The organism is Mesorhizobium sp. M1334, assembly GCF_040317995.1.
Classification (GTDB): Bacteria; Pseudomonadota; Alphaproteobacteria; order Rhizobiales; family Rhizobiaceae; genus Mesorhizobium.
In genome coordinates, this window is the sequence record NZ_JAMYLM010000003.1 from 246,084 (window position 1) to 266,197 (window position 20,114).

Sequence of the window (20,114 nt, forward strand, 5' to 3'; positions counted from 1 at the left end):
GCCGTGCCCTTCGAAGGGCACGGCCATTTGTTCAGATAGCCACCTGCGTCCCGATCTCGACCACCCGTCCGGTCGGGATCTGGAAATATTCCGTTGCATCGGCCGCCGAGCGCGCCAGCCCGATGAACAGCTTGTCCTGCCAGACCGGCATGCCGGAATTGGGCGAGGCCTTGAGCGAGCGCCGCGACAGGAAGAAGGAGGTCGTCATGATGTCGAACTTCCAGCCCTGCTTGCGGCAGATCGCCAGCGCACGCGGGATGTTGGGCTGCTCCATGTAGCCGAAGGTCAGCGTCACCCGCATGAACAGCTCGTTGACGGTCTCCATCTTCACCCGCTCGCTGTCGGGCACGACCGGCTGCGGCGCCGTCACAACCGAAAGGATGACGTTCTGCTCATGCAGCACCTTGTAGTGCTTGAGGCTGTGCATCAGTGCCGTCGGCGCGCTCAGCGGATCGCTGGTCAGGAACACCGCGGTGCCCGACACCAGATGCGGCTTCTTCTTCAGCAGATTGCCGGCGAGGAAATCGAGCGGGATCTCGTTCCGGCGGGTCTTGTCGAACAAATAGCGGCTACCGCGGATCCAGGTCCACATAGTCATCACGATAACTGCGGCGATGGCAAGCGATGCCCAGCCACCTTCAAACACCTTGACTATGTTGGCAGCAAAGAAGCCGGTATCGACGAAGGCGAACACGGCCATCAAGGCGATCGCGACGCCAAGCGGCCATTTCCAGATGCGCGTCATCACAACAAAAAGCAGCACATTCGTCACCAGCATGTTGCCGGTCACCGAAATACCGTAGGCCGAGGCCAGGCGGCTGGATTCGCCGAAGCCGACCACCAGCAACATCACGACCAGCGCCAGCATCAGGTTGATGCGCGGCAGATAGATCTGGCCCGACTGTTTTTCCGACGTGTGCTGGATGACGAAACGCGGCAGCATGTTGAGCTGCACCGCCTGCCTGGTCAGCGAGAAAGCGCCGGAGATCACCGCCTGGCTGGCGATGACGGTCGCCGCCGTCGCCAGCACGACCATCGGAATAAGCGTCCAGCCCTGGTTCATCTCAAAGAAGGGATGGCCGACAACGCCGCCATTTGCCAGCACGAAGGCGCCTTGCCCGACATAGTTGAGCAATAGACAAGGGAACACGATTGCCAGCCAGGCGAGGACGATCGGCTTGCGGCCGAAATGGCCGAGATCGGCATAGAGCGCCTCGGCGCCGGTGACGGCGAGGAAGACCGCACCAACCGTGACGAAGGCGACGTCGGGCGAGTTGACCAGGAATGACACGATGTAATGCGGGCTGATCGCCAGCAGGATTTCCGGATCGGCGATGATGTGGTTAATGCCGGAAAGGCCGATGGCCAGGAACCATAGCGCCGTGACTGGCCCGAACACCAATCCTACGCCGCCGGTGCCGAACCGCTGTACCGCAAACAGGATCGCCAGGATGGCCAGTGTCAGCGGCACCACATAGGGCTGAAATGTCGGCGTGACGACATTCATGCCTTCGACCGCTGATAGGACCGAGATCGCCGGCGTAATGACCGCGTCGCCGAAAAAAAGCGCCGCGCCGACGATGCCGATGCCGAGGATCACCGCCGAGCGCGTCGGAAAACTGTTGCGCGCCAGCGCCATCAGCGACAGCACCCCGCCTTCGCCTCGATTGTCGGCACGGAGCACGAACATGATGTATTTGATGGTGACGGTGATCGTCAGCGACCAGATGATCAGCGAGAGTACGCCCAGGATGTCGCCACGGTTGGCGACATTGCCACCGGCTGATGCATGCAACGCCTCTCGGAATGCATAGATCGGGCTGGTCCCGATATCGCCGTAAACCACGCCGAGCGCGCCCAGCATCAGCACCTTGGTGCTGTGCTGCTCGACCTCAGAATGGCTGGATTGTTCGACAGGTTCTGCCTCGTTACCAGCATTGGTAAGGGCCATGGACGACACTCCGATAAGCGCGCGGTGCTCTACGCTTGCTGCGCTGCAATATCAAGTGCCGTCACGTAATGGCTCCGTCCCGATATTGCGAGTCCTCCACGACTTGGCAGACTCGGTCCCATCGGCAGACTACCTGGAATGTCGCAACGGACACGTTTTAAATAGCCACCTGCGTCCCGATCTCGACGACGCGTCCGGTCGGGATCTGGAAATATTCCGTTGCATCGGCCGCCGAGCGCGCCAGCCCGATGAACAGCTTGTCCTGCCAGACCGGCATGCCGGAATTGGGCGACGCCTTGAGCGAGCGCCGCGACAGGAAGAAGGAGGTCGTCATGATGTCGAACTTCCAGCCCTGCTTGCGGCAGATCGCCAGCGCACGCGGGATGTTGGGCTGCTCCATGTAGCCGAAGGTCAGCGTCACCCGCATGAACAGCTCGTTGACGGTCTCCATCTTCACCCGCTCGCTGTCGGGCACGAGCGGCTGCGGCGCCGTCACAACCGAAAGGATGACGTTCTGCTCATGCAGCACCTTGTAGTGCTTGAGGCTGTGCATCAGTGCCGTCGGTGCGCTCAACGGATCGCTGGTCAGGAACACCGCGGTGCCCGACACCAGATGTGGCTTCTTCTTCAGCAGATTGCCGGCAAGGAAATCCAGCGGGATCTCGTTCCGGCGGGTCTTGTCGAACAAATAGCGGGTGCCGCGGATCCATGTGGACATGATCAGCCCCATGCCGCAGGCGACCGTGATCGACACCCACCCACCTTCGAGGATCTTGACGACGTTTGCGAGGAAAAATCCGGTATCGATCGTGCCGAACAGCAGTGTGAGCGCGGCCGCCAGTGCAAGCTGCCATTTCCACCGGAACCGCATCACCACGAACAGCAGGATGGTCGTCATAAGCATTTCGCCAGTCACCGAAATGCCATAGGCGGAAGCCAGCGAACTCGAACTGCCAAAGCCGACCACCAGCAACATCACGCCCAGCGCGACCACAAGATTGACCCGCGGCATGTAGATCTGGCCGGACTGCATCTCGGAAGTATGCTGCACCTCGATACGTGGCAGCAGATTGAGCTGCACCGCCTGACGGGTCAGTGAGAAAGCGCCGGAGATCACCGCCTGACTGGCGATCACCGTCGCTGCCGTGGCCAGCCCAACCATGGGCATTAGCGCCCAATCCGGCAGCATCTGGAAGAATGGATTGGTGGGTTTGCCGCCGTTGGCAAGAACGAACGCGCCTTGTCCGAAATAGTTGAGGAGCAAACAAGGAAACACGACAGCAAACCATGCCAGCACGATCGGCCTGCGCCCGAAATGGCCGAGATCGACATAGAGGGCTTCGGCCCCGGTGACCGCCAGGAACACCGCCCCGACTGTGACGAAAGCGCCGGTGGGCGTATTGGCCAGATAAGCGACCGCGTAATAGGGATTGACCGCCAGCAGGACCGACGGATCGTCAAGCAGATGGTAGACCCCGGCGGCGCCGATGGCCAGGAACCACGCTGCCGTCACCGGCCCGAACACGGCCGCCACCCTGCCGGTGCCGAACCGTTGCACGGCAAAGAGCATTGCCAGGATGACAAGAGTGATCGGAACGACAAAGGTTTCGAGCGTCGGAGCCATCACTTCCAGGCCCTCGACAGCCGAAAGCACGGAGATGGCGGGCGTTATTATCGCGTCGCCGAAAAAAAGCGCCGCGCCGCAAAGTCCGATCCCCAGAATGAACGGGGCTCCCTTTGGATAAGCACTACGCGCAAGCGACATCAGCGACAGCGTGCCGCCCTCGCCCTTGTTGTCGGCTCTGAGGACGAAAGCGACGTATTTTATCGTGACGATGATCGTCAGCGCCCAGACGATAAGCGACAGCACGCCGAGGACGTCGTTGCGCGCTACCGGTCCCGACGACGCGTGCAGTGCTTCCCGAAATGCGTAAATTGGGCTGGTGCCGATATCGCCGTAAACCACGCCCAACGCGCCCAGCATCAGCACCTTGGTGCTGTGCTGCTCGACGGTGGAGTGGCTGGATTGCTCGATGGGTTCTGCCTCGCTACCAGCGTTGGCAAGGGCCATGGACGACACTCCCATAGACGTTCGGTGCTTTATGCTGCGGGGATGGAAAGGGCGCGCTGCCATGCCGGGGACGCAGGGCTATCGGCTCGCCTCTCTCTACCAGCCACAAGCCTTCAGAAACCGCCTGACCGTTCCGGCCATGCCATACTCCAACGCATCGGCTGTCAACCCATGCCCGATCGACACTTCGGCCAATGCCGGGATGCGCCTGGCCAGTGCCGGCAAATTGCTCACCACAAGGTCGTGCCCGGCATTGACCTGGAGCCCTGCGGCCAGTGCGGCATCCGCCGTCTTTCCCAATTTCTCCAATTCCTCCGCCGCTTTTGCCGAATCGGAATGATAGCTGCCGTATGGACCCGTATAGAGTTCGATCCGGTCGGCGCCGGTGTCGCGAGCGGCTTTCACGCCATCGGGGTCAGGATCGGAAAACAGCGACACGCGAAAGCCTCCCTTCTTCAGGCGCTTGACAACCGGTGTCAGGAACGCAGCCTCGGCGGCGAAGTTCCAGCCATGATCGGAAGTCGCTTGCGCCGGGTCGTCAGGCACCAGCGTCACCTGCTCGGGCTGATGCCTTTCGACAAGCGCCAGGAACTCCTCGGTCGGATAGCCCTCGATGTTGAATTCCGCATTCGGGAACTCGTCGTCGATCAGCGCCCTGATCTGCGGCAGATCGGAATGCCTGGTGTGCCGCTCGTCGGGTCGCGGGTGCACCGTCAGCCCATGCGCGCCGGCGGCAAGGGCGATGCGTCCGAGCCCGGTCACGCTTGGCCACGGCAGGTCCCGGCGGTTGCGCAGCATGGCGATGGCGTTGAGGTTGACGGAAAGCTTTGCAGGCATTTGCACGGTTCCAGGCTGATCTCGGCGCGCATCTATACCGCCTTTAAGCGGAACAGACAGAGGGTTTCAGGTGTTCCAAGGTGAACGAAGAAAATCGAGCGCAAGGAGTTGCCTGTTGAATTTTCTCGATGCCGTGCCGGCGGTCCGCCGCATCGATACCGATCGCGAAGACCTCCTCGCCATCGATGTCGTCGGCCATGTCGCAGCGGCCGACGCCGAAAACCTGTTCGGATTGCTGGAAGCGGCCTACGCGCTGCACTCGAAAATCGACGTGCTGGTGCGCCTGATCGATCATGAGGGTGTCGACTGGACCGACGTGTCGGACGAGACGATCGAACAGGGCATAGCTCATGCAGTGGAGCATATCAGCCGCTGCGCCGCGGTCGGTGAGCCGAACTGGATAGCCGAGGCAAGAGCCTTTCTGCCTACCTCTGTGCCTATCGAACTCCGGCATTTCGAGGCCAAGGACGAGGCCGCCGCTTGGCAATGGCTTGGCGCCAACCCGATCGCCCAGCGCTGATGCGGCCTATCGGACGATCGTCAGCCGTTCGGCCGCGCGCGTGATAGCGGTGTAGAGCCAACGCTGCCGGGTTTCCTTGAACGCCCAGCTTTCGTCGAAAAGCACGATCTCGTTCCACTGCGACCCCTGCGCCTTGTGCACGGTCAGCGCGTAGCCATAGTCGAAATCGTCGAAACGCTTCTTCTGCTGCCAGGGAATGTCGGCGTCCGGATCTTCGAACGCCGCCTTGAGCAGCTTGATCTTGGCGACGCCGCGATCCGGGTCGTCTTCCTCCGGCGAAACCAGAAGATTGATGCCGGGCTTGACCGTCTCGCGCGACGAGGTCATCACCTTCCACAGCGAGCCGTTGAGCAGTCCCTTGGCCGGATCGTTGCGCAGGCAGACCAGCTTGTCGCCGGCTTGCGGATAATCGGCGTTGAACCCCTTCAGCTCGCGCAGCCGCTGGTTATAGCGGCGGCGCGTGCGGTTGGTACCGACCAGCACCTGGTCCGCCTTCAGCACCAGTTCCTGGGTGACGTCTTCCTTGCCGATCACTTGCGCCGCGCCATAGTCGCCGCGCATGAACTCGCGGCCCTCGCGCACGTCGAGCGCCAGCCTGATGATCGGGTTGTCGCGCGCCTGGCGGTGGATTTCGGTGAGCAGAATGTCCGGCTCGTGGTCGGTGAAGAAGCCGCCGCCGGAGATCGGCGGCAACTGGCCGGGATCGCCAAGCACCAGGATCGGCGTGCCGAAGCTCATCAGGTCACGGCCAAGCTGCTCGTCGACCATCGAGCATTCGTCGATGACGACGAGCTTGGCTCGCGAGATCGGGCTCTGCCGGTTGAGCGAAAAGGTCGGGGACATCGAGGTTTTGCCGGTCACCTCGTCCGCTACCGATTCCTCGCCTTTCGGCCGGTAGATCAGCGAATGGATGGTACGGGCATTGACCGCGCCCTTGGAACGCAGCACCTGCGCCGCCTTGCCGGTAAACGCGGCGAACTGCACCTGGCCGTCGACATGCTCGGCGAAATAGCGCGCCAGCGTCGTCTTGCCGGTGCCGGCATAGCCGAACAGCCGGAACAGCTGCGGCTTGCCGGCTTTCAGCCAGCCGGCCACTGCCATCAGCGCCTCGTCCTGTTGAGGAGAGAATTCCATCAGCGCGACAGACCGGATTCGCGAGGGAAAGACAAGGTGAGTGCCATCACCATCAATATCACCGCCGGCAACTGCGCCGCTGCGACAGGATTATCAGTGACGAACCGGAACGTAAAGAGAACAAACCAGGCGACCGCAGCTTACCGAGCCCGCTGTGGATCGTTCTCCAGCAGGATCGGCTTGCCATGCGGCGTTGCGTGCGCGGCGCGTGCCCAGGCAGCGGCAAGGCTGTCGACGTCGTTCTTGCCGGCAATGGCTTTGGCCGACAGCAGCTTTTCCAGCGCCGCCAGCCAGTGCTCGTAGTAATCGTGACCGTCGCGCGCGGCGCCCGGCCGCTTCACCTCTGCCGACAAAGCATCCGCCCATTCGCTCCACGAAAACAACCCATTATCGTGCAGTGCTACCGTCATGGCAAAGGCCTCTGCTTGCCACGGCTTGGCAAACACAGGCGCCTCGACACCGGCTGGTGGCATAGCGGCGATTGAGCTCGTCTCACGCCGGCTCAAGGTAGTTCTCCCAGGCATCGATCGAAACGACAAGTGTCGGGTCGGCGCCCTCGCCCCAGATTTCGCTGCCGGTGAAGGCCACCGTATAGACCCATTGCGGGTTTTCACCCTGGCCGTGCGCGTTTGTGTCGGGAAAAACAAAGCCGCCGCGCACAGCCTCGACGACACCTTGCTTGCCGCGTGCATAGCGCGGGAGCCTGGTGTGGCCCATCGGATGGAAATTCTTCGTACGCACAGTGTCGCCCGCCTTGAACCGCGCCGGCGTAGCGACCGGCCGGTCGCAAGGCCCGCCCTTGGCCAGCACCGCCGGAACATCTTTAGCCTTCAGCACCCGTTTGGGTGTCGCTGCCGGGTCGACTGCGTCGCCCGTGGCCAGGTCGCGGTCGCCGACGAAACCATGGCGTTTGAGCAGAACCTCCAGCGCCTTGATCCATATCTGGTAGTAGCTGGAGGCATAATAATCCGCTGGATGCAGCGATTCCCGCGCGTGCCGGCTCTCGTCGATGTTCCAAGCGCCCATGGCGCCGGCGCACAACGTCACGCCCAGCGCCCGCCTCTCCCAATCGGCATGGAAATAGGGTTCGTCCGGTTCTGGCGCGACCGGCCCGAAACCCATCTGGCCGCCGAGATCCTGCGGCCCGTTCATGCCGACTCCCGCGCCAACGCGGTGCCGATCATCGCATCGCGCGTCACCAGATCGGCGAGCCGTGCCTCATCCCAGCCCTCGGTGCCCCTTGGCTGCATAGGCACCACCAGATAGCGCAGCTCGGCGGTCGAATCCCACACCCGGATTGTTGTCGTCGCCGGCAAGATCAGCCCGAATTCCTCGAGCACGCCGCGCGGATCGATCACTGCGCGCGAACGATAGGGCGGCGCCTTGTACCAGACCGGCGGCAGGCCGAGCACCGACCACGGATAGCAGGAGCATAGCGTGCAGACGACGAGGTTGTGCGTTTCGGCCGTGTTGAAGACCGCCTGCATGTGCTCGCCTTGCCGGCCGGTGTAGCCGAGCGATTCGATTGCCGCCGTCGCATCACGCTTCAGCCATGCGGCAAAGGCGGGATCAACCCAGGCTTTCGCCACCACCTTTGCGCCATTGCGCGGCCCGATCTTGGTCTCGTAGGTGTCGACAATGGCATCAATCGCCGCCGGATCGATCAGGCCTTTGCGGGTGAGAATCGTCTCCAGCGCGCGCACGCGCGCCGCAAAAGGATCAAGCTCGTTGTCATGGTGGTGATTATGCGGCATGGCGTCAAATTACGATCGCGGACCCCCGGCCGCAAGCACCACGGCTTGGGCCAGCGCTATTCGGCTGCCGCCTTTTGCGGCACTGGTTCTTCCTCCTCGTCGAACAGTGACGGCTGGTCGACCGCTTCGACCGGCTTCGGCTCGCCCCGGCGCCGCGCCCACAGCCTGACCAGCCAGCCGGAAAAATGCTCCATGTAGACGTAGATGACGGGCGTGACGAACAGCGTCAGTGCCTGCGAGGCGACCAGACCGCCGACCACCGCCACGCCGAGAGGCTGGCGCAGTTCCGCACTGGCGCCGGTGCCGAGCGCGATCGGGATGGTACCCATCAGCGCGGCAAGCGTGGTCATCATGATCGGCCGGAAGCGCATCAGGCAGGCCTTGTGGATGGATTCGACAGGCGACATCCCCTCGCGCCTAAGCTCGAGCGCCACGTCGATCATCATGATGCCGTTCTTCTTGACGATGCCGATCAGCATCAGGATGCCGATCACCGCGATCACCGACAGGTCCATCCCCGCCAGCCGCAGTGCCACCAGCGCGCCAAGCACCGCCGAGGGAAGCCCGGTCAGGATGGTAAGCGGATGGATGAAGCTCTCATAGAGCATGCCGAGAACGATATAGATGGTGAGGATCGCGCCGCCGATCAGCAGTCCCTGGTTGGAAAGCGAATCCTGGAAGGTCTTCGCCGTGCCCGAGAACGTGGTCGAGATCGTCGGCGGCATGCCGATCTTTTCCTTCAGCGCATTGATGTGGCTCACGCTGTCGCCGAGGGCTACGCCCTGCGGCAGATTGTAGGAGATGGTCACAGCCGGAAGCTGGCCGAGTTGGTTGACGGTCAGCGCACCAGCGGTCCGATCGACGCGGGCGAACGCGCCGAGCGGCACCAGGCTGCCGCTCGCCGTTCTCACCTTGATGGCCAGCATCCGCTCGGGCGACCACTCGATCTTCGGGTCGAGTTCCATGATCACGTCGTAGCTGTCGGCCGAGCCGAAGATGGTCGACACCTGCTGGGTGCCGAAACCGCCATAAAGGCTGGAACGCAGCGTGTCGGTATCGACGCCGAGCGTCGCCGCCTTGTCGCGGTCGATCACCAGCGTCGCCTGAAGCGCATTGTTCTGCAGGTCATTGGTGACGTCGGTGAAGGCGGCATGGTCGGCAGCCATCGCGTCCGTCAGCTTCTGCGCCCAGACGTTCGTCAGGCGGGTATCGAGGCCCTGCACGGCAAGCTGGTAGGCACTCGCCGAAGAACGCGCGCCGAGCCGCAGGTTCTGCACCGGCTGCATGTAGGTTTCGATGCCGGGCACGTTGGCAAGTTGGCGCCGCAGGTCCGAAAGCACCTTGTCGATGTTCGGTCGCTGGTCCTTGTCTTTCAGCTGCACAAACAGCTGGCCCTGGTTGAGCGCATTGCTTCCACTGCCCGCCGACCAGCCGACATGCGCGACGTAGGGCGAATGGGTGAAGACATCCGCCACTTGCCCCTGCAGCTTCACCATGGCGTCAAACGAAATATCCTGGCGCGCAATGGTCGTCACTGAGACCTGGCCGATATCCTCCTGCGGGAAAAAGCCCTTCGGCGAGATCTGGATCAGCCAAACCGACAGCCCGGCGGTCACGAGGAAGACAAGGAAGACAAGGAAATTGTGGTGCAGGCAGAATGTCAGCAGCCTGTCATAGCCCCGTATGAAGGCGTTTTGTCTGTGGTCCCCGCCATGCGCTGCTTTCTGCTCGGCTTTCGATAATGACAGCAGCCGCGAGCACAGCATCGGTGTCAGCGTCAGCGAGACGAACATCGACGCCAGGATGGCGACCGTCACCACCACCGCGAATTCGTTGAAGATGCGCCCGATCACGCCGCCCATCAAAAGCACTGGAATGAACACGGCGACCAGCGAGATCGAGATCGAGATGATGGTGAAGCCGATCTCGCGCGCCCCCTTGAGCGACGCCTCGAGGGCCGAGAGCCCGTCCTCCTCCATATGGCGGAAAATATTTTCCAGCATGACGATGGCATCGTCGACGACAAGGCCGACCGCCAGCGTCAGCCCCATCAATGAGACGTTGTCGATGGAAAAGCCGAACAGGTACATCACACCCAGCGTGGCAATGAGCGAAATTGGCACCGCCACGGCGGGGATGACCGTCGCCGTCACCCGGCGCAGGAACAGGAAGATCACCATCACTACCAGCGCGATGGTGAGCAGCAGCGTGAACTGCACGTCATCCACCGCCTCGCGGATCGACGTCGAGCGGTCGTTGAGCAACTGGATGCTCGCCGCCGCCGGCATCTGACCCTCGAAGGAAGGCAGCATCGCCTTGACGCGGTCGACGACATCGACGGTATTGGCGTCCGGCTGACGCTGCACCGCCATGATGATGGCGCGGGTGCCGTCGTACCAGCTTGCCGTCGTCGTGGTCTCGACCGAATCGATGACGCGGGTCACCTCGCCGAGCCGCACCGGATGGCCGTTCTTTGTTGCGATGATGATGTTGGAGAATCCCGCCGCGTTGGTCAGCTGCGTGTTCGCGGTGATCGTCAGCTGCTGTTTGTTGTTCTTGAGCACGCCGAGCGGCGTGTTGCTGTTGGCCGAGGCAATGGCCGCCTGCAGCTGGTCGATCGAGATGCGGCGAGCGGCGAGCGCCGTCGGATCGATCTGGACGCGTACGGCATATTTTTGCTGGCCGTAAATCGAAACCTGCGCAACGCCATCGATCGTCGACAGCGATGGCGAAATCACATTCTCGGCAAAGGCATCGAGATCGGTCAGCGGAATGGTGTCGCTGACCAGCGACATCAGCAGGATCGGCGCGTCGGCTGGATTGACCTTGCGATAGCTCGGCGGGCTGGTCATCTCCGGCGGCAATTGTCGCTGCGTGCGTGCGATCGCCGCCTGCACGTCGGCGGCGGCGTCGTCTATGTCGCGGTTGAGCACGAACTGAATGGCGATCGAGGTCGAGCCGAGCGAGTTGGTCGTCGAAATCGAATCGATGCCGGCGATGGTGGCAAACTGCTTGATCAGCGGCGTTGCCACCGAGGTCGCCATGGTTTCCGGCGAGGCCCCGGGCAGCGAGGCCGAGACGTTGACCACCGGAAATTCCGCGCTTGGCAGTGCCGCTACCGGCAGGAATTTGTAAGCAAATAGCCCGCCCAGAACCAGAGCGAACGACATGAGCAGCGTTGCGACCGGCCTGCGGATGCAGAATTCGGAAATCATGGCTGTGTTCCGCCCGTCCGGTCAGCCTCGGCGACCTTCGGAGCCGCCTGGTCGCCGGTGCCGGTCGAAGCCTTGCCTTCGCGCACCGCCGCACCGTTCTTCAGCTTGGTCTGGCCTTCGACGACGACACGCTCGCCGCTTTTCAATCCTTGGCTGATCGCGGTGTTGGCGCCTTCTGTCAGCGCGACCTGCACCGGCCGCATTTCAACGGTGTTGTCCGGCTTGATCACATAGACGAACGGTCCCTTCTGGCTGGGCTGGACGGCAACCGTCGGAACCGACGTCATTTGCGGCATAATGCCGGCATCGAGCACGACATTGACATATTGGCCCGGCCACAGCGAAAGATCGGGGTTGGGCACGCTGGCCCGCGTTGCGATCGTGCCGGACGCGGTATCGACGGAGGAATCGACGAAATCCAGCGTTCCCCTGCCGATCGGCTTCGGGTCGCCATCCTTGGTCAGCGTCACCGCGCCTTGCTGCGGCGCGGCCAGCGCTTTGTGCAGTAACGCAAGATCGCTTTCGGGGAGATTGAAATTCACCTGCAACGGGTCGACCTGCGTGATCGTCACCAGCGGGGTCGACGTGCTGCTGCCGTTGCTGGTGGTGACGAGATCACCGACGGCGACGCTGACCGCGCCAAGCCTGCCGGAGATCGGCGCCCTGATCGTGGCGAAGCCAAGTTGGATTTGGTCCGCATCGATCGTTGCCTTGTCGGCGTCGACGGTGGCCGCTGCGGATTTCTGCGCCGCGACAGCCTGATCGTAGGTCTGCTGTGTGCCGGCCTGCCTGGCGACAAGATTTTTGGCCCGCTGAAGATCGGCCGTGGCGCTGGCAAGCAGCGCCTGATCTTTTGCGAGCGTCGCCTGATCACGTGCCAATTGCGCCTTCAACGAGCGATCGTCCAGCGAGAACAGAAGGTCGCCTGCCTTCACCATCTGTCCGTCCTTGACCGCGATTGCGACGATCTGGCTCGAGACCCGTGCGTTGATGCTGACCACGGCAGGAGAGGACACGAAACCGATGGCATAGCGCCGGACCGGGAAATCGGCCGTCGAGGCAGTGGCGGCAACCACCGAAGTCGAACGCGCGGCACTTGCCGCTGCAGCGGGTTTGTCCGCCGCCGTCTGCTTCGCCGACAGCAGGTGCTGAAGATCGCTCATTGCGCTGGGCGAAAGATAGAGCCACGCCGCGGCAACGCAGGCTGCAGCGATCACCGCAAATACGATCTTTCCGCGCATCGACAAAAGGCCTCTCGATCCGACACGCCGCTATCCGGTGGCCGTAGTCTAGCTCAACTCGCAGCCGATTGCCGCGCTTTTGCCAGATAATAGAGGATGCCGAAGGCGAAAAAGGGCCAAAACCCGTCATTACGAAGATTTAATGTGCAGTGCACAATAGAACGGCAGCTAACGCAGCATCGGCCACAGCGTCGCCGCCAGCATCACGCCCATGGCGATGTTGAACCATTTGAGCCGCACCGCATCTGCCAGAAAACCGCGCAGCGCCATGCCGAAACCGGCCCAGGTTGAAATGCTCGGCAGCATGACGACGGCGAACGCAGCCGCGATCAGCACCACGGACACAAACGGGCGTTCCGGGTTGGTATAGACGGCCATGGCCGTAATCGCCATCACCCAGGCCTTGGGATTGACCCACTGGAAAGCCGCAGCCTCGATGAAGCGCATCGGCTGGCCCTTCGCCTCGCCTTCGCCGCCGAGCGAGCGCGACATGGCGATCTTCCAGGCGAGATAAAGCAGGTAAAGGCCGCCGGCGATCTTCAACCCGGTATGCAGCACCGGAAAGGCCGTCAACACGGCACCAAGCCCGAAGCCTACGGCAAGCAACAGCACGAGGAAGCCGAAGCCGATGCCGAGCATGTGTGGCACGGTCTTGACCAAGCCGAAATTCACACCCGAGGCCAGAAGCATGAAATTGTTAGGACCCGGCGTGACCGAGGTCACGAAGGCATAAACCAGCAAGGCGAAAAATGCGTCGAATGTCATGCCGTTTCCCTAATCAATGCGATCGATGGCAAAGCGACGAGATAGAGCCAAGCTGGATGACTACATCCCTTGCGGGCCGCGGTTCATCGCCGCCACCCCGGTGCGGCAGATCTCGACGAGCCCGAGCGGTTTCATGATGGCGATGAACTGATCGAGCTTGGACCCCTTGCCGGTGATCTCGAAGATGAAATGCTCGGTGTTGGCATCGATGACGCTGGCGCGGAATGCATCGGCGAGCCGGAGCGCCTCGACGCGGGCTTCGCCGGTGCCGGCGACCTTGACCAGCGCGAGTTCCCGCTCCAGTGGCCGCTCCTGTCCGAATTCCTGCGACCGCACGGTGAGATCGACGACGCGGTGCACCGGCACGATGCGCTCGAGCTGGTGCTTGATCTGCTCCAGCACGTGCGGCGTGCCGCACGTCACGATGGTGATGCGCGACAGGTGCTTTTCGTGCTCGGTTTCCGAGACCGTCAGGCTCTCGATGTTGTAGCCACGTCCGGAAAACAGGCCGATGACCCGGGCAAGCACGCCCGGCTCATTGTCAACCAGGACCGAAAGCGTGTGGTTCTCTGGTTTTTCCGTCTCCTTGGCGATGAAATAGGCGGAGCCGGTCGGTTGAAGCTGTGCGTTCATGACATGAATCTCGATTTCAAACTTTTGCGCTAATCTGCTGTTTCCGCACAGCTTCCTCGAATCAGGCTACACCAGTTCCCTGCCTTTGGCGTCGATCGCGTTGGCCACAGCTTCGTCGGTCGCCTCGTCAGGCAACAGCATCTCGTTATGCGCCTTGCCGGACGGAATCATCGGGAAGCAGTTGGCGAGCGTCGCCACGCGACAGTCGAAGAGGACGGGCTTCTTAACCGCGATCATCTCCTTGATGGCGTCATCGAGCTCGTCCGGCTTGTCGCAGCGAATTCCGTGGCCGCCATAGGCTTCGGCGAGCTTGACGAAATCCGGCATCGCCTCGGTGTAGGAATGCGACAGCCGGTTGCCATGCAGCAGCTGCTGCCATTGCCGCACCATGCCCATATACTGGTTGTTGAGGATGAAGATCTTGATCGGCGCCTCGTGCTGCACCGCCGCGCTCATCTCCTGCATCGTCATCTGCACCGAAGCGTCGCCGGCGATATCAATGACCAGCGCATCCGGGTGCGCGATCTGCACACCGAGTGCCGCCGGCAGGCCGTAGCCCATCGTGCCCAGTCCGCCGGAGGTCATCCAGCGGTTCGGTTTCTCGAAATGATAGTGCTGCGCCGCCCACATCTGGTGCTGGCCGACCTCGGTGGTAATGTAGGTGTCGAGGTCCTTGGTCAGCGCATAGAGCCGCTGGACGGCATATTGCGGCATGATCACCTCGGGGTTCATCTTGTAGGCGAGCGAATCGCGGGCGCGCCATTTGGCAATCTGCTCCCACCACGGGTGAAGCGCTTTCTTGTCGGCCTTGGCGGTTGCCCGCCACAGCCGCACCAGATCCTCCAGCACGCGCCCGACATCGCCGATGATCGGCACGTCGGTGTGGACGTTCTTGTTGATCGACGACGGGTCAATGTCGATGTGGATCTTCTTCGAATTCGGCGAAAACGCCGTCAGCCGCCCGGTGATGCGGTCGTCGAAGCGCGCGCCGATGCAGAGCATGACGTCGCAATCGTGCATCGCCATGTTCGCCTCATACGTGCCGTGCATGCCGAGCATGCCCATCCAGTTCTTGCCCGACGCCGGATAGGCGCCGAGGCCCATCAGCGTCGAGGTGATGGGAAAGCCGGTCAGGTCGACCAGCTCGCGCAGCAGATGGCTCGCCTCCGGGCCGGAATTGATGACGCCGCCGCCTGAATAGATGATCGGCTTCCTGGCGCCGGCCATCAGCTCGACCGCCGCCTTGATCCTTTCCAGGTCGCCCTGGACCTTCGGCTGGTAGCTGGTGCGCGGCGCCGTCTGCGGCGGGACATAGGTACCCTTGGCGAACTGAACGTCCTTCGGAATGTCGACGACGACCGGACCGGGGCGCCCTGTCGTTGCCACATGGAAGGCCTCGTGGATCGTTGCCGCGAGCTCGTTGACGTCCTTTACCAGCCAGTTGTGCTTGGTGCAGGGTCGCGTGATGCCGACCGTGTCGCACTCCTGGAACGCATCCGAGCCGATCAGCGAAGTCGGCACCTGGCCGGTCAGGCAGACCAGCGGGATCGAGTCCATCAGCGCGTCCTGCAATGGCGTCACCGCGTTGGTGGCGCCCGGCCCCGAGGTCACCAGCATGACGCCGGCCTTGCCGGTCGAGCGCGCATAGCCTTCCGCCGCGTGGCCCGCACCCTGCTCGTGGCGGACGAGGATGTGCTCGACCTCGTCCTGCTGGAAGATTTCATCGTAGATTGGCAGAACCGCGCCGCCCGGATAGCCGAAAACATGCTTGACGCCATTGTCCCTCAGCGCCTGCACCACCATTTCGGCGCCGGTCATTTCAGTTCTTGGCATTTCAGTTCTTGCCATGTCGCGCCGCTCATTCTGTCCACTGCTCATCGGTCTGGTCCCGTACTGTTCGCCATCTGGCGATTGCTCGTCGTTTAGTCGTGTTTCGGGCAATAAAAAAGGCCCCCGAGGGAGCCTGTGTCTTGCGCATGGGAGGTCATCGCCCGGCGGTTACACCGCCTCGCCCATGCGCTTTCCTACGAGAATGAGTGCCTTTTTCATGGTGGCGGACAATAGAATTGGTTTGACGCCGCTGTCAACGGCGAATGTGCACGGGTCGGATCAGGCTGAACCAATGCGTTTCCAGTAGATGAGGGTGGCTGTGAGCCCGCCATGCGGCTTCAGCGCATAATCCGGTATTTCGCCGGCCAGCGTGAAGCCGAGCTTTTCATAGAAGCCGGAAGCCCCCTCCTCTTTTGCCGTGTCAAGGACCAACAACGTGCGGCCTTTCTCCACGGCAACGGCTTCCGCCGCCTCCATCAGGCGCCTTGCTATGCCCTTGCCGCGGGAATCGAGGCGGGTCATCAGCTTGGCGATCTCGGCCCGGTGCGGCTGGTTGGGAGGGCAGTCGAGCAGCAAGGTGACTGTGCCGACCAGAGCCTCGCCGTTCCAGGCCCCAAGCACCGCCCTTTCGCCTCTGGCGGCCGCATCAAGCGACTTGTTCCAGAAGGCCGCGGCCATCTCCGGCGCCAGCGGATGCATGAAGCTGACCGAGCCGCCGGCAGCGACTGTCCCGATCAGCAGATCCGCCAGCATTTTTTGCGTTCTGTCAGTATTGCTGAGTGGCCTGATTTCGATCGAACTCATGTGGTTTCCCCTTCGCCGCCCGTCAGTCGAAATGACCGGTCCGCTTCCGCTTCCTGGCCCGGCGGATTTCCGCGATGCGATCGGCGTCTTCCTCTTGCAGATGTCGCCCGCGTTCCAGCAGTTCGAGCGTGTATTCCTCATAGGTCAGGCCCAGCTGCTCGGCCTTGTCCAACCGCATCAGCATGATCTCGCGGCTCGGCGCTTTCCATGCCTGGGCATGGGCGGTCCGCCAGGCAAGAAAGACATAGGGATCGCCCTTGCCCCAGGGCGGACCGTCATAGTCGTCGAGCGGCGGCCCACCATTGTCGGAGCGTTTCGGACGGCGTGCCTTCACCTCAGCGCCTGGCCAACGCAACCAGATAGTCGGCGGCGTCCGGCCCCGGAGCGTGGAAGACGCAATCTGATGGCGCGCCGAGCGCCAGGCAGTCGCCGGTTTCGAGCTTGTGAACGATGTCGCCCTCGGTGAATTCGAGGCGCCCGGAGATCAGCCATATCTGTTGCCTGATGAAGGCATAGGACGCCGCCGGGAAACTTACCTTGGCGCCGGCCGGCAACTGGACCCGGATCAGTTCGAGCGGCATGTCGGAGACCGGCGAAAGATGCCGCCGCACATAACCCGTAGCCGGATCGCGCCACAGCGGCTGGTCACCTTCGCGAAGCAGGCCACCGCCCTGCAATTCCGCCCTTGCGATCAATGCGGACAGCGTCATGCCGAAGGCGGCCGCAATGCGCACGAGGAGTGCCGCCGTCGGGCTGGTCATGCCGCGCTCGATCGTGCTCAGCATGGCTTTCGAGACATCGGACCGCTCCGCCAATTCAGCCAGCGACCAGCTGCGAGCCACCCTTTCGGTGTGTATCCTTCTGCCGATAGTCGAGGATATATCGTTCGCTATATCATCCATTAGTCCAATATATCGAAATTTTTTTGCGAGGCAACGACCGTTTCGTCCAGTTTTCGCAAACTCCTTAATGTCCGCTAAACCATCCGGCCTCATCCCACCTTAACCCCGTTCGCCTAGGCTCATCGCTTGGGAAAAGGGGACCGGCCTGTCCATGCTCGTTGAACGCGAAGCCTCCATTGGGGAACCGACTTTGCTGGAGCGCCGCAGGGCGGAGCAGAACGACAAGCGCATTCTGGGCAATGTCGTGCAATGCGACGGCGCGCGCGCCACCATCAGCGCCTATGCCGACGACATCGAAGGCACGGTCACCGGCCTGTGGAGCGTCGGCAAGATGATCTCGATCAATCTCGGCACATCACGAACCGTCGGCCTTGTCTATGAAATCGGCAAGTCGGATCGTGTCTGGAGCAGCGAGGGCCAGAATCCGATCGAGGTCAGCATCGAATTGATCGGCGAGGTGCGCGACGGTGCCGAACCCGGCGCGAAGCCGATCTTCGACCGTGGTATCACAACCTACCCGCATATCGGCGCCATTGCCCATCGTATCCGCAGCCGCGACCTGCAGGCCGTCTACGATCTCGCCGGTCGTCATTCGATGACCATCGGCACGCTGTCGCAGGACGAGGCCATCGACGCCAATATCGCCATCGACGATACGCTGGCGCGCCATTTCGCCATTGTCGGCACCACCGGGGTCGGCAAATCGACCGCCGTGTCGCTGCTCTTGCGCAAGTCGATCGCCGCCCGGCCCGATCTGCGCGTGCTCATCCTCGATCCACACAATGAGTTCGCCGCATCGTTGCCCGAACATTGCGTCAGGGTCGATTCGACGACGCTCGACCTGCCCTTCTGGATGTTCAAGCTCGAGGAATTTGCCGAGGTGCTGTTTCGCGGCCGCGAGACGGTCCCGGAAGAGGTCGACGCCTTGCGCGATCTCATCCCCGCGGCCAAGAACCTCTACCGCAATCCGAACTCCGGCAACTACCTACGGCGCAGCACCGACGCGCTGACCGCCGACGCGCCGGTGCCCTATCGCGTTGCCGACCTCATCAAGCTGGTCGACGAGCGCATGGGATTGCTGGAAAGCAAGAACGATCGCCCGACCCTCAAGTCACTGAAGGCACGTATCGAATCGGCGGCATCCGATCCGCGCTACCGTTTCATGTTCAACTCGCGCCTGATCGAGGACACCATCCACGAGACGATCGGCAACATTTTCCGCGTGCCGCATCACGGCCGCCCGGTGACCTGCTTCGAAATGGCCGGCATGCCGTCCGAGGTGGTCAATTCCGTTTGCTCGGTGCTGGCGCGGCTGGCCTTCGACCTGGCATTGTGGAGCGAAGGCCGCTTGCGGCTGCTCTTCCTGTGCGAGGAAGCGCATCGCTATATGCCGGCCGATCCGCGCCTCGGTTTCGCGCCTACGCGGCACGCGCTGTCGCGCATCGCCAAGGAAGGCCGCAAATATGGCTGTTATCTCGGCGTCGTCACCCAGCGCCCGGGCGAACTCGACCCGACCATCCTGTCGCAGTGCTCGACGTTCTTTGCCATGCGGCTCGCCAACGAGCAGGACCAGGCGATCATCCGCTCGGCGATCGCCGATTCCTCGGCCTCGACGCTGGCGTTCCTGTCTTCCATGGGCCAGCGCGAGGCCATCGCCTTCGGAGAAGGCGTGGCGACGACGATGCGGATGAAGTTCGAAAAACTCTCCGAGGATTTGATCCCAGGCACCGCCAAACGCGAGAATGCCTTGCCGTCCGAAACCGGCGACGAGGTCGACCTAGTGGCGATCGTCGAACGGCTGCGCAACATGCCGAAATCACAGCAGGCAATGCCTTTCGCGGAAGTCGTCGATCCGGGCCGGCAGGCCGGCGATTCGGACTATCGAAAGCCGTCGGCCGCACGCACCCAGCGGAACGACGATTTCGACTTGCGATACGGCCTCAAGCCGGCGACCTTCGGGCTGCGTCCGCCAGAATGATCGAGCCGAGCGACTTTTAGGCAGCGCTCGCAGATATCACAGCTGAGCTTCGATGGCTGTCTTGTCTATAATTGACCACACCTGGCCAATTTTCCCTCTCTGAAACTCATAGAATACGTTCTCGGCAAACGAAATTCTTTTCCCGCTCACATCGAGCCCAAGGAACGTTCCCCTTGGCGCGCAGTCGAAGCTTAGCCGGCTCGCTACATAAGGCGGATCGGCAACCAATAGCTGAATGTCGAAGTAAAGGTCCGGAATTTGGTCGAAGTCTCTCACCAACATTTCGAGATAGCCGGACAATCCGAGCTTGCGACCGTTGTGGGTCACTTCATCATGGACAAACCGCCCCAGGTTTGGCCAATCCTGCTTGTTTAGACATGCAATATAGCCCCGATAACGATCTGAGAGGTCGGATTTAGTCACGGCAACACCTCTATTTCCAGAAGCCCCACAAAGGCAGCATCTCAGCTTGACTGGGT

General features: G+C 62.1%; 18 protein-coding genes. 2 read left to right on the forward strand and 16 right to left on the reverse strand.

Annotation, left to right across the window (positions count from 1 at the left end; all coding sequences use genetic code 11):
• Window positions 1-31: 31 nt before the first annotated feature.
• The 3 genes from NKH17_RS08275 to NKH17_RS08285 form a co-directional block, all read right to left on the reverse strand.
• On the reverse strand, window positions 32-1,951 hold the full coding sequence (locus tag NKH17_RS08275; protein WP_352620193.1) for a potassium transporter Kup: 1,920 nt from the start codon (window positions 1,949-1,951) through the stop codon (window positions 32-34).
• Window positions 1,952-2,108: 157 nt separating this feature from the next.
• The gene (locus NKH17_RS08280) at window positions 2,109-4,022 is read right to left on the reverse strand and encodes a potassium transporter Kup (protein ID WP_352898731.1); all 1,914 of its coding nucleotides are present in this window, start codon (window positions 4,020-4,022) and stop codon (window positions 2,109-2,111) included.
• Between the two features lie 96 nt (window positions 4,023-4,118).
• Window positions 4,119-4,859, reverse strand: coding sequence for a pyridoxine 5'-phosphate synthase (locus tag NKH17_RS08285; protein ID WP_352898729.1), 741 nt, complete (start codon window positions 4,857-4,859; stop codon window positions 4,119-4,121).
• A gap of 115 nt (window positions 4,860-4,974) precedes the next feature.
• Here NKH17_RS08285 and NKH17_RS08290 point away from each other — a divergent pair, with 115 nt between their 5' ends.
• Complete coding sequence (locus NKH17_RS08290; protein ID WP_352898727.1) at window positions 4,975-5,379, forward strand: SpoIIAA family protein; 405 nt, start codon at window positions 4,975-4,977, stop codon at window positions 5,377-5,379.
• Between the two features lie 6 nt (window positions 5,380-5,385).
• Here NKH17_RS08290 and NKH17_RS08295 read toward each other — a convergent pair whose 3' ends face one another.
• The 12 genes from NKH17_RS08295 to NKH17_RS08350 form a co-directional block, all read right to left on the reverse strand.
• Window positions 5,386-6,513 (reverse strand): ATP-dependent DNA helicase, encoded by a 1,128-nt coding sequence (locus NKH17_RS08295; protein WP_352898725.1) that lies wholly within the window; start codon window positions 6,511-6,513, stop codon window positions 5,386-5,388.
• Between the two features lie 140 nt (window positions 6,514-6,653).
• Window positions 6,654-6,986: a nitrile hydratase accessory protein gene (locus NKH17_RS08300; RefSeq protein WP_352898766.1), complete on the reverse strand. Its 333-nt coding sequence runs from the start codon at window positions 6,984-6,986 to the stop codon at window positions 6,654-6,656.
• A 19-nt stretch (window positions 6,987-7,005) separates the two neighbouring features.
• On the reverse strand, window positions 7,006-7,665 hold the full coding sequence (gene nthB / locus NKH17_RS08305) for a nitrile hydratase subunit beta (protein ID WP_352799591.1): 660 nt from the start codon (window positions 7,663-7,665) through the stop codon (window positions 7,006-7,008).
• Entirely contained in the window at window positions 7,662-8,267 is a 606-nt protein-coding gene (gene nthA, locus NKH17_RS08310) for a nitrile hydratase subunit alpha (protein ID WP_352799589.1), read from the reverse strand. Before nthA ends, nthB begins: the two co-directional genes overlap by 4 nt.
• Before the next feature lie 56 nt (window positions 8,268-8,323).
• Window positions 8,324-11,482, reverse strand: a complete 3,159-nt coding sequence (locus NKH17_RS08315) for an efflux RND transporter permease subunit (protein WP_352898722.1) — start codon at window positions 11,480-11,482, stop codon at window positions 8,324-8,326.
• Entirely contained in the window at window positions 11,479-12,723 is a 1,245-nt protein-coding gene (locus NKH17_RS08320) for an efflux RND transporter periplasmic adaptor subunit (protein ID WP_352898720.1), read from the reverse strand. The genes NKH17_RS08315 and NKH17_RS08320 overlap by 4 nt, the downstream gene beginning before the upstream one ends.
• Window positions 12,724-12,891: 168 nt before the next feature.
• Window positions 12,892-13,488: a LysE family translocator gene (locus NKH17_RS08325; RefSeq protein ID WP_352898718.1), complete on the reverse strand. Its 597-nt coding sequence runs from the start codon at window positions 13,486-13,488 to the stop codon at window positions 12,892-12,894.
• Window positions 13,489-13,548: 60 nt separating this feature from the next.
• Window positions 13,549-14,121: an acetolactate synthase small subunit gene (gene ilvN / locus NKH17_RS08330; RefSeq protein WP_352739933.1), complete on the reverse strand. Its 573-nt coding sequence runs from the start codon at window positions 14,119-14,121 to the stop codon at window positions 13,549-13,551.
• Between the two features lie 66 nt (window positions 14,122-14,187).
• On the reverse strand, window positions 14,188-15,939 hold the full coding sequence (locus NKH17_RS08335) for an acetolactate synthase 3 large subunit (protein ID WP_352898764.1): 1,752 nt from the start codon (window positions 15,937-15,939) through the stop codon (window positions 14,188-14,190).
• Window positions 15,940-16,230: 291 nt separating this feature from the next.
• Window positions 16,231-16,755 (reverse strand): GNAT family N-acetyltransferase, encoded by a 525-nt coding sequence (locus NKH17_RS08340; RefSeq protein ID WP_352898715.1) that lies wholly within the window; start codon window positions 16,753-16,755, stop codon window positions 16,231-16,233.
• A gap of 22 nt (window positions 16,756-16,777) precedes the next feature.
• Window positions 16,778-17,089 carry a hypothetical protein gene (locus tag NKH17_RS08345; protein WP_352898713.1) on the reverse strand — a complete coding sequence of 104 codons (312 nt, stop codon included), beginning with the start codon at window positions 17,087-17,089 and terminating at the stop codon, window positions 16,778-16,780.
• Between the two features lies 1 nt (window position 17,090).
• Window positions 17,091-17,657: a helix-turn-helix domain-containing protein gene (locus NKH17_RS08350; RefSeq protein ID WP_352898710.1), complete on the reverse strand. Its 567-nt coding sequence runs from the start codon at window positions 17,655-17,657 to the stop codon at window positions 17,091-17,093.
• Window positions 17,658-17,808: 151 nt separating this feature from the next.
• Here NKH17_RS08350 and NKH17_RS08355 point away from each other — a divergent pair, with 151 nt between their 5' ends.
• Window positions 17,809-19,635 carry an ATP-binding protein gene (locus tag NKH17_RS08355; RefSeq protein ID WP_352898708.1) on the forward strand — a complete coding sequence of 609 codons (1,827 nt, stop codon included), beginning with the start codon at window positions 17,809-17,811 and terminating at the stop codon, window positions 19,633-19,635.
• Between the two features lie 36 nt (window positions 19,636-19,671).
• Here the strand turns inward: NKH17_RS08355 and NKH17_RS08360 are convergent, their stop codons facing one another.
• Complete coding sequence (locus NKH17_RS08360) at window positions 19,672-20,058, reverse strand: ester cyclase (protein WP_352644624.1); 387 nt, start codon at window positions 20,056-20,058, stop codon at window positions 19,672-19,674.
• Between the last annotated feature and the right edge of the window lie 56 nt (window positions 20,059-20,114).